General features: G+C 54.1%; 14 protein-coding genes. 5 read left to right on the top strand and 9 right to left on the bottom strand.

The window, feature by feature from the left end; genetic code table 11:
- The first annotated feature begins 172 nt into the window (after nt 1-172).
- Both CXF87_RS10835 and CXF87_RS10830 read left to right on the top strand, forming a co-directional pair.
- Nucleotides 173-361 (top strand): hypothetical protein, encoded by a 189-nt coding sequence (locus CXF87_RS10835; protein WP_101146656.1) that lies wholly within the window; start codon nt 173-175, stop codon nt 359-361.
- A 113-nt stretch (nt 362-474) separates the two neighbouring features.
- Nucleotides 475-1,050, top strand: a complete 576-nt coding sequence (locus CXF87_RS10830) for an isochorismatase family protein (RefSeq protein WP_101146655.1) — start codon at nt 475-477, stop codon at nt 1,048-1,050.
- A gap of 24 nt (nt 1,051-1,074) precedes the next feature.
- On the opposite strand, the gene yaaA is transcribed toward CXF87_RS10830, so the two are convergent.
- Both yaaA and CXF87_RS10820 read right to left on the bottom strand, forming a co-directional pair.
- Nucleotides 1,075-1,854 (bottom strand): peroxide stress protein YaaA, encoded by a 780-nt coding sequence (gene yaaA / locus CXF87_RS10825; protein ID WP_101146654.1) that lies wholly within the window; start codon nt 1,852-1,854, stop codon nt 1,075-1,077.
- A gap of 144 nt (nt 1,855-1,998) precedes the next feature.
- Nucleotides 1,999-3,030, bottom strand: a complete 1,032-nt coding sequence (locus CXF87_RS10820) for an NADP(H)-dependent aldo-keto reductase (protein WP_101146653.1) — start codon at nt 3,028-3,030, stop codon at nt 1,999-2,001.
- A gap of 246 nt (nt 3,031-3,276) precedes the next feature.
- Here CXF87_RS10820 and CXF87_RS10815 point away from each other — a divergent pair, with 246 nt between their 5' ends.
- Together CXF87_RS10815 and CXF87_RS10810 are read left to right on the top strand one after the other, a co-directional pair.
- Entirely contained in the window at nt 3,277-3,771 is a 495-nt protein-coding gene (locus tag CXF87_RS10815) for a tetratricopeptide repeat protein (protein ID WP_101146652.1), read from the top strand.
- 33 nt (nt 3,772-3,804) lie between these two features.
- Entirely contained in the window at nt 3,805-4,317 is a 513-nt protein-coding gene (locus CXF87_RS10810) for a hypothetical protein (RefSeq protein WP_101146651.1), read from the top strand.
- A gap of 31 nt (nt 4,318-4,348) precedes the next feature.
- Here the strand turns inward: CXF87_RS10810 and CXF87_RS10805 are convergent, their stop codons facing one another.
- The 6 genes from CXF87_RS10805 to CXF87_RS10780 form a co-directional block, all read right to left on the bottom strand.
- Nucleotides 4,349-4,891 carry a TIGR00730 family Rossman fold protein gene (locus tag CXF87_RS10805; protein ID WP_101146650.1) on the bottom strand — a complete coding sequence of 181 codons (543 nt, stop codon included), beginning with the start codon at nt 4,889-4,891 and terminating at the stop codon, nt 4,349-4,351.
- A gap of 45 nt (nt 4,892-4,936) precedes the next feature.
- The gene (locus CXF87_RS10800; protein ID WP_035586146.1) at nt 4,937-5,458 is read right to left on the bottom strand and encodes a DUF501 domain-containing protein; all 522 of its coding nucleotides are present in this window, start codon (nt 5,456-5,458) and stop codon (nt 4,937-4,939) included.
- On the bottom strand, nt 5,430-5,756 hold the full coding sequence (locus CXF87_RS10795) for a hypothetical protein (RefSeq protein WP_008956368.1): 327 nt from the start codon (nt 5,754-5,756) through the stop codon (nt 5,430-5,432). The genes CXF87_RS10800 and CXF87_RS10795 overlap by 29 nt, the downstream gene beginning before the upstream one ends.
- Before the next feature lie 52 nt (nt 5,757-5,808).
- Nucleotides 5,809-6,210, bottom strand: a complete 402-nt coding sequence (locus tag CXF87_RS10790; protein ID WP_101146649.1) for an acyl-CoA thioesterase — start codon at nt 6,208-6,210, stop codon at nt 5,809-5,811.
- A 97-nt stretch (nt 6,211-6,307) separates the two neighbouring features.
- Nucleotides 6,308-7,114, bottom strand: coding sequence for a hypothetical protein (locus tag CXF87_RS10785; RefSeq protein WP_101146648.1), 807 nt, complete (start codon nt 7,112-7,114; stop codon nt 6,308-6,310).
- Nucleotides 7,115-7,222: 108 nt separating this feature from the next.
- Nucleotides 7,223-7,654, bottom strand: a complete 432-nt coding sequence (locus CXF87_RS10780) for a hypothetical protein (RefSeq protein WP_101146657.1) — start codon at nt 7,652-7,654, stop codon at nt 7,223-7,225.
- A 37-nt stretch (nt 7,655-7,691) separates the two neighbouring features.
- On the opposite strand from CXF87_RS10780, the gene CXF87_RS10775 reads away from it, so the two are divergent.
- Nucleotides 7,692-8,867, top strand: a complete 1,176-nt coding sequence (locus tag CXF87_RS10775) for a MalY/PatB family protein (RefSeq protein WP_101146647.1) — start codon at nt 7,692-7,694, stop codon at nt 8,865-8,867.
- Here the strand turns inward: CXF87_RS10775 and CXF87_RS10770 are convergent.
- Nucleotides 8,864-9,313: tetratricopeptide repeat protein (locus CXF87_RS10770; RefSeq protein WP_157826504.1), on the bottom strand; the 450-nt coding region annotated here is incomplete at its 5' end. The genes CXF87_RS10775 and CXF87_RS10770 overlap by 4 nt on opposite strands.

Below are 9,313 nucleotides of genomic sequence, written 5' to 3'. Positions count from 1 at the left end.
GAAGAAAAGCCGTTATTTTTTACAGAAGCAATTTTTTCTTAGCACTCTGAAAAATAAGTTTTTTAAACATATTTATAACAATAGCTTGCGTATTTAACATGGTATTGTTGCCAAGCAGCATCTAGTATTATGCTGCAAGTGCAAGATTTAAAATCTCAGGAGGAGAAACGATATGACGACGGAATTAGCCAAAAAGTTAGCAATTGCCCTATTTATGGCGTTAATGGCAGGCGGGCTTGTCGCCTGTGATGATCAAGGCCCTGCTGAAGAAGCGGGTGAAAGCATTGACGAAAGTGCAGAAGAAGCCGGTGAGAGCATGGAAGAGCTCGGTGAAGATATGGAAGAGGCTGCCGAAGACTAGGCAGGATAAGCATGTAATTGCTACGTTAGCAAAGCAGCCGCTGAAAAGCGGCTGCTTTGTTTTTGTATCGTGTCTATTATGATTCCAATAATGATAAAAATTAAGGAGGCGCTGTGCAGCTACAACGTGAAAAAAGCCTACTGCTGATGGTCGATTTTCAGGCTGGCCTGCTGCCTGTGATTGAAGGTGGTCAAGAGGCCGTTACCGAGGCGGCTTGGCTAGGTGAAATGGCTTGCCTACTTGAAGTGCCGGTGTGGTTAACCGAGCAGAACCCTGAAAAACTAGGTGGTACCGCACCAACTCTATTGGCCGCTCTAAACGATTATCAACTGTGGCAAAAACAGCATTTCAGCGTGATGGCAGAAGCTGAATTTGGTTCAGCATTAAAAGCATCACGTAAAACGCAGATTGTACTGTGTGGAACAGAAGCGCATATCTGTGTGCTGCAAACGGCGTTGGGGTTGCTAGCGGCAGGTTACGAGCTGTACTGGCTTAGCGAAGCGTCTGCCAGCCGTCGACCACAAGAGGCTACGCTGGCCCGTGAGCGTGCTTGCGCAAGCGGTGCGGTGGCTGTAACAGCTGATATGGTGGCTTATGAGTGGCTACACCGCTGTGACACAGCGCTCTTTAAAGAGGCGCACCAGCGGTTTTTAAAGCCGCGTGCGTTACGCCCCGTACGTTTTTTCTAGATTGTACCAGCCCGGTCGTTCGCTTTAGCGATCAGTTTCTTTGCGAGTGAAAACAAAGGTATCACCCTGTGACGCCGAGGCGTCAAAACGGTAGCCTGCCACATCGAAGCTCTTGAGCTGGTCAGGTTCGTTAATCTGCTGCTGAATTAGCCAAGCGCTCATCAGACCACGTGCCTTTTTGGCATAAAAGCTGATGATCTTGAACGTACCATTCTTCTCGTCTTTGAATACCGGCGTAATCACGCGCGCATCAAGCTGTCTCACATCAACTGCCTTAAAGTATTCATTAGAAGCGAGATTAACCAGTACCTTGGAACCGCTTTCAGCAATGGCCTCATTGAGTGCAGGCGTTAGGGTGGGCTTCCAGTAAGCATAGAGATCTTTACCGGCGCTATTAGATAACTTGGTGCCCATTTCCAGCCGATATGGCTGAATTAAGTCCAGTGGCCGTAGCAGGCCATATAAGCCGGAAAGTATGCGTAGGTGCGATTGCGCATAACGGTTTTCAGCCTCACTGAAGCTTTCGGCTTGTAGGCCAGTGTAAACATCACCCTGAAACGCCTGAGCAGCAGGTTTGGCATTGCTTAGGGTGAAAGGGGGCTGCCACTCTTCAAAACGTGCAGCATTCAGGCCCGCCAATTTATCGCTGATGCCCATGAGTTCGCTGATTTGCTGCGGCGAATAGTCGCGTAAAATATCGATCAGCGCTTGGCTCTGTTTCAGGAAGTCGGGCTGTGTCACTTTCGTTGTGGTCGGAGGGGTTTCAAAATCCAGCGTTTTGGCGGGAGAGATAACGCTCAGCATCGCATACTCCTGGTCGTGCTCTGGTAAATAAAAGCCGATTATAGGTGGGCTTAGTATACCAAGCCTCGGCGAAGGCCGAGGCTATAGTGACGATAGCTTGGTGAGAGCCGACTTATTCTGAAGGACGTTTTTTAAGAGCGGCTTTTAAGGACAGGGATTAGGCATACGACGGTGAATATCTTCGATTGCCTCTAGCACGTCGTCATCCAGCTTGAGGCTCTCGCTGGCAAGATTGCTTTCCAACTGCTCCATGGTTGTCGCGCCAATAATGTTACTAGTTAAAAAGCTGCGCGAGTTAACAAAAGCCAACGCCATTTGAGCAGGATCTAAGTCATGCTGTTGAGCCAGTGACACATAGGCTTGCGTGGCAGCTTCCGCTTCTGGGGAGGTATAGCGTTTGAAGCGCTCATAAAGCGTCAGGCGGCCTTTTGGCGGTTGGGCACCGTTCAGATACTTACCTGAGAGAACACCAAACCCTAGCGGCGAATAGGCGAGTAGCCCTACGTCTTCACGATGCGCAATTTCAGCCAAACCCACTTCAAAGGAGCGGTTCAGAAGGTTGTAGGGATTCTGTACAGAGGCGACACGCGGTAAGTCCAGCTTGTCGGCGAGCTGTAGCGAGCGCATGACTCCCCAAGGCGTATCATTAGAGAGCCCAATGGCGCGCACCTTGCCTGCATCAACCAGCTCTTTTAGTGCAGATAATGTCTCTTCCAGAGGCGTGGCCTCTTCATCTTCGCTATGCACATAGCCTAATTTGCCGAAGAAATTAGTTTGACGGTCTGGCCAGTGCAGTTGGTAAAGATCAATATGATCCGTATTTAAGCGCGCTAAGCTTGTATCGATGGCCTGATGAATATGCTCGCGGGTGAGGCGTGGACCACCCCGGATATGGTCAAGCCCTGGGCCGGCTGCTTTCGTTGCAATGATTAGATCGTCGCGGGAGCCACGCTGTTTCAGCCAGCTACCGATATATTGCTCGGTAAGTCCCTGGGTCTTAGCCATCGGGGGTACCGGATACATTTCAGCGGTATCAATGAAATTGATGCCAAACGCCACGGCTCGGTCAAGCTGCTCATGGGCTTCGGCTTCGCTATTTTGCTCGCCAAACGTCATCGTGCCTAAGCAGAGTCGACTGACCTCCATGCCGGTTCTGCCAAGTGGGCGCGTTTGCATTTTTATCTCCTTACTAAGGCGGCATTGCCAAAAAATAAGCCACCCTGGCAGGGTGGTAAACGGCGTATGCATGGCATGTTAGCGAGGCTCTTGGAAAGCAGCAAATTAATGGGGTTGAGTCGTCGCAAAGGCAGGCGTATGCTTGCCAGCCCATCGACCGGCTAAAGGCCGGTTTCTCGTGTGGTTGGTAGCTGTTTTTGGTGGCTGCTGGCCCAAGGTCCCAACAGATAGGCAGGGTGGTTTGCCATGCTGCAGGCATCAACGTTGTTTACTCGGCTAGAATTTCGTCTAGCTAAACGGCTGTTTCATAATCGCTGGCTATTGCCGCGTTCTCCGCGTACCCAGCGTTTAACGATGCGCTTATTTAAGCGTTGTGCGGAGGCGGGTCACCCTGATGCGCTTTCCGTTTATGGTCATATGCTTTTTCATCGCAGTCAAACGCCTCAGGATAAGGCGCGTGGTGCGCGGTATGTTCTGGAAGCAGCGCATGCAGGAGATGTAAAGTCTCAGTACCAAGTAGCGCAAATCCATGAGCATGGCTGTGTGCAATACCCCCGTCGCGAAGATTATGCGGTGACGTGGTATGCCCGCGCTGCCCAGTCTGGGCATTTTTTAGCCGCCGAGCGTCTTGCCCGAGCTTATCGCCTGGGTGAGCTAGGCTTGACGGTAGATGATGAGCGAGCCGCTTATTGGCAGCGACAGGCCGAACAGCAGCCGCTAGATGACGTGGCCGTCGCATAAGCGCTTTCACGTTTTGATTGAGTGAGGAAGGTTGTGTCCGAGACGCTACCCACAGTACTAGATATTGAAGCCTCCGGATTTGGGCGTGGCAGTTATCCCATCGAAATAGGCATCGCACGGGCTGATGGAAGCTGCTGCGCCTTTCTCATTCAACCGCTAGATGAGTGGACGCACTGGGACCCAAAGGCGGAGCTGCTGCACGGTATCTCTCGTGAGCGCCTCATTCAGGAGGGCTATCCCGTGCGTCAGGTTGCCCACTGGTTAAACGACGAGCTGCGCGAGTTAGGCAAGGCCTACAGTGATAGCTGGGGCTACGACAACACCTGGCTTTCCCTGCTCTTTCATCACGCGGGTATGCTGCCGCGTTTTCGTCTTGAGGCGCTAAGGATACTGCTCAGCGAAGAGCAGCAAGCGTTATGGAGCGACACCAAAGAAGCAATGATCGCCGAACGCGGTATTCACCGTCATCGGGCAGGTGAAGATGCACGTTTGCTACAATTGACTTATCAGCATACCCGCCAGCTCACCGAGCGTATGGGCCGCTAGTAACGTCTCCCTCACTCTTCCCCCGTCAGCACTATAGCTGAGCTTCTAATGCATCAAGCAGTTCATTGGATGTTGCTGCGTCGAGCAGCATGTCACGAGTGGCGGATGCCAAAAAGCCATGGCTGACAGTACTGTCTAAAAAGGTCAGCAGCGGTGAATAGAACTCGTCGATGTTAAGCAGCCCCATGGGTTTTTCATGCAGGCCCAGATAGCCCCACGTCCATATTTCAAACAGCTCTTCAAAGGTGCCAATCCCGCCGGGTAAGGCAATAAAAGCGTCGGCATTAGCCGCCATGGTGGCTTTGCGTTCATGCATATTACGCACCCGAATCAGCTCGCTTAACCCAAAGTGTGCCTGTTCTCGCTCCACTAAGTGTTCAGGCATTACGCCAATGACATTACCGCCTGCCTCCAACACTGAATTCGCCAGCTCACCCATCAGGCCAATGCGTGCCCCACCATAAACCAGCGTGTGACCACGCTCGGCAAGCGTGCGTCCTAGTTTATTGGTCGCCTGCCGGAAAACTGGGCTATTACCCTCACGAGAGCCAAGATAGACACAAATTCGAGCCATTCGCTTTTTCCTAACGCTAAAAATGAAAAGTGACTAATCCGTTACTTAGGGTAGGCAGCGGTCGACCTGGTGGTGTTGATCCATCCATTGCCCTATAACGTTGTTACCGCAAAGGTGATGAGCATACTGAGTGTGCAGACAGCGCACTTGGTGCCAGTTACTAATGCCGCCAATGCCGCGCTCGGTCATTACGTCGGTATAGCCCAACTGAGCGACTTCTTGGCGCTGGGCATCGCTCATATAGTCCCAGCGAGCAGCCACATAATCACGGTGACTTTGCAAATAAGCCTCAAGAAAGTCTGGTTCTTCCTGCAGCCGCTGTTCGAGCGCTTTGATAACGCCCACCGCTTCAATGCGAGAAATTTCTACTTTAAGCACGTCTGAGCAGAGCCAATACAGCGTAGGAAAAGGTTTGCCATCAACGATAGGAGACATGCGTAGCACCAGCGGCGTGCCTTCGCCGTCAGTGGCGGCTACTGCTTCAATGCCACGCGGTGCGCGGCCAAGCTGTTGAGCAATAATGGCGAGCTGACGTTCGTCAGGCGCCTGATTGGTGCGTATCACCATCGGGTTGGTCTCTCACAAATTTGTTTGAGCGGCCAACGGCACGGAAAAAGCAGCGATTGAGCTGTTCGGGCGACGCAACATAGCACCACGTCCGCTCACAGTATTCAGCGGCTCGTGCCATTAGCACATCATAAAGGCGATTGAAGGGGGCATCATAATCGTAGGGGTCTGCCCCAAACAAGCGGATATGCGGATAGTCAGCGAAGCGCTCAACAAAGTAGTGCTCAAGATCCGCTTCAACGGCACGGTGCTGCGCAACGTTGTCAGGGTCTATCCAGAGGTTGTAGCGGATGGCCATAAGCGTGGCTCCTATTGCCCCGGCAGTGCGGGGCAGCGTCGGTCAGGCGTGTTCATTCAGGGGCATCTTGCAGGTGGGCCGTTAACGCCTCACGTAAATTTCCCTCGATGGGCTTGGCACACTTAGCCTGGTGGTCGTACTGCACCATAACGGTGTGACCCAGGTTGGTAAGTGTGCCGTGCTGGCGCGCCTCTTGGGTCACCGTAAACGAACTGTTGCCCAAGCGTGTTAAATACGTACGTATTTCGATGTCGTGACCGTAAAACAGTTCAGCTCGGTAGTCGACTTCCATACGCGCCATAATTAAGCGCCACTTCTTCGGGTTTAAATCAGGCGTGAAGAGTTTGAATAAGTCGTTACGGGCCAGCTCAAACCACGCGGGTAGTCGAGTATTATTGATATGCCCTAGGGCGTCGGTGTCGTAAAACGCTGGCTCAATGGTACGCGTAAACATGGCATGTCCTTGTTATGAACGAAGGGTTATCAATGACTGGTGATTAATGAACGGGATTAGCAGCAGGTCTTCAGGATTAACCCAAGCAAGTGCTTGGTCAAGTGGCACGGCGTCGGTACCACGCCGTCAGTTGCATCCATCCCAATAGCCATAGCGTCGCCGTGGCAAACCCAGCCAAGCTGCCCCACAACAGGCCTAGCGTTGGGTAAGTATAGGAAACACATAGGGTATAGCTCAGCAATGAACCAAGCCCCATCGGGTAGTGTTTGATAACAGTGGCTACTAGGGCCGCGCCGTGATTGAGATGAAGAATCAGCAAAAAAGGCAGCATGGTGACCGGAAAGGCGGCCAGCGTTCCCGCCCAGGCGGGCGGAAGCCAATGCGCTAGGCTCGTAATGGCAAATATGATCGCGGCGGCAAGGCAGGCCCGTGCAGCAAGAGCAGGGAGCGAAAACGATCGACTGGGTGGACTTTTTACATCTGGAATAGCGCGGAACAGGCCACTAAATGCGGCAATAGCCCCTAGTGTTACCAGCGTGCCGCTGAGCCGGGTGAAATCAAATTGGGCGAGTAGCGTGCTGGCGGCTAGCCACGCAGTGAAACCGCCTAGCACACCGCTGGCCATGCCTTTAACGCCTGGTTGACGTCCTGCTACCCAATAACCGGCGCCTAGCGCCATCGTCGCGGTAAACCCAGCCAGCGTATGTACTGCGCTTTGGGTCGCAAAGACGGGTGAAATTTCTAAGCCGATAAAAAATAGCGCCAACGCCGTGCCCAATGGATAACCCGCCAGCAGCCCGGCCATACGTGGACTGGCGCGCACCGCAATTGCCCCTAGCCCCAATACCATACTGATTGAAAGGCCAAGCTTTGCTAGCTGCCAAGTGAGCGGAATTTCTATCATGTAGCGTGTTCCTTGCTGTTATTTTTTGGTGCTATTGGTGTGTCGTTGTTTTATGACGCCATTTAATGGCCTTCACCCTTTCGGTTTTCTAAGCGAGCGTGCTGCCGATTAAACTAAACGCAGCCCTTGCTGGTCGCGCCAAGCGGCTTCTAACGCCTCTTGCAGAGGCGCTTTTAGGTGGGCAGGGAGGGCGTCCTGAGCTGCTTTCAATGAATCAAACGAGCGATTGCGTAGCCAGCAGTATGCCCAGGCGCAGGCTTCGGCATCACTATCGGGAGTCGGGCGGGCAGGCATTTGATTAAGCAAAAATACCGCGGTTTTGGGCGCCCATAGTGGGATCTCATCGGCGCTGGCCGTGCTCCACGTATCAAGTGTTGCGCCGCTGGGCGTGGTCTCGGGTTCGCCCAGCTTTGCCACTCGGGCTGTCTCCGCGAGAATCAACGCCAAGCGATCGGCATCAGCTTGGCCGAGTGCACGCCACTGCCGCAGCAGCGCCGGCAGCCCTGCCCGCATCTTGGTATAAAAGTCATCTTGCGGCATGCTTGGCATCACCCCTGTTCAATAAGTGAGATTTTTCATGGCCTACGATTTTGCCACGCCTGTGGAGCGACGCCACCCAGAAGGTGGCTGGGCATCGCAAAAATGGCACCGCTACGGCGACGACGTGTTACCCCTTTGGGTCGCCGATATGGATTTTCGCTCCCCGCCAGCAGTCGTTGATGCGCTGCAGTCGCGGGTGGCTCACGGTGTTTATGGCTATGGTGAAGTGCCTGCTACGTTAACAGAAACGCTATGTCAGTGGAGCGCCCAGCATTATGACTGGCCCATTCAGCCCGAGTGGCAGCAGTGGTTGCCAGGGGTAGTGCCTGCCTTGCACTTGGCTGCGCTCGCGCTGACCGAGCCTGGCGACGGTGTATTAACAGTCACACCCATCTATCCGCCGTTTCTAGCAGTGGCAGAGCGCACCGGGCGGCTGCCTCAGCAGGCGATGCTCCAAGCGCCTTCGAGCCCCGGTGCGCCTTGGCAGCTCGATATTGCCGCCCTGGAGGCGTCGATTACGCCGCGTACCCGCCTATTGCTATGGTGTCATCCCCACAACCCGACAGGGCGCGTATGGCATCAGGAAGAGCTTGCTGCGCTGGCTGAGCTTGTAGAACGACATGATCTTTGGGTGGTATCCGATGAGCTTCACTGCGACCTGCTATTAGATGAAGGCGCGTGCCACCGTCCGCTGGTGGCAGCATTTCCTGAACTGGCCAAGCGCACAATCACCCTGTGGGCGCCCTCTAAAACCTTTAATTTGGCTGGGTTGACCAGTGCCTGCGCGGTGATCCCTGACCCTGCTCTGCGTCAGCGCTTTGCAGCCGCAGCAAAAGGGCTGCTGCCCGATAGCAACATACTCGGCTTAGTCGCGGCGGAAGCGGCTTATCGGGAAGGTGAGCCGTGGCGGCAGGAACTATTAAACGTACTACGTGAGCATCGTGCGACGCTGGAGGAGCGAGTGGCTAGCTGGCAGAGTGTTCGTTGGAGTACACCGGAATCAACGTATCTAGCCTGGCTGGATATGCGCGAGGCGGGCCTGGGCAATGCGCCCCATAAAAGGCTGCTGAAAGAGGCGGGGGTGGCACTTTCAGACGGGGCTGCCTTTGGCTGCCCCGGCTTTGTGCGGCTTAACTTCGGCACCACCGCTACCCAACTGGAAATGTCATTGTCACGCATGGATGCAGTGCTAAAAAGCAGTGAGACCCGTTAGTAGAGCATGGCAAATAGTTTACGGCGGTAGGTAACGGTCAGCGGATGATCGGCGCCTAATGCATCGAACACCTGCAGCAGCGTTTTACGCGCTGCGTCATCATTGTAGGCACGGTCGTGTTTCATCAGCGCCAGCAGTGCTTCCAGGCCTGCATCGTAATGACCGTCAGCCACTTGGCGCAGGGCGCGCTGGTACTGAGCTTCGCTGTCGGTACGATCGCCCAGGGCTGCGATCTCTTCGGCTGAGAGTGCCTGTTCGCCAAACTCAATGCTGGCGCGCACGCCCCGTGCAGGTGCCGCGTCGCGCTCTTCCGGCGGCAGGTTGTCGAGCACTTCACGCGCCTCGCTGCCACGCCCTTCGGCTACCAGTACCCGGGCGAACGCGACTTGATAAGCGTAGTGTTCCGGGTACTGGCCCATCAGGGTTTGATAAATTTCGCGCGCGCC

Origin of the sequence: Halomonas sp. MES3-P3E (assembly GCF_002836035.1) — a bacterium.
Lineage (GTDB): Bacteria > Pseudomonadota > Gammaproteobacteria > Pseudomonadales > Halomonadaceae > Vreelandella > Vreelandella arctica.
This window is presented reverse-complemented; position numbering and strand designations above follow the sequence as displayed.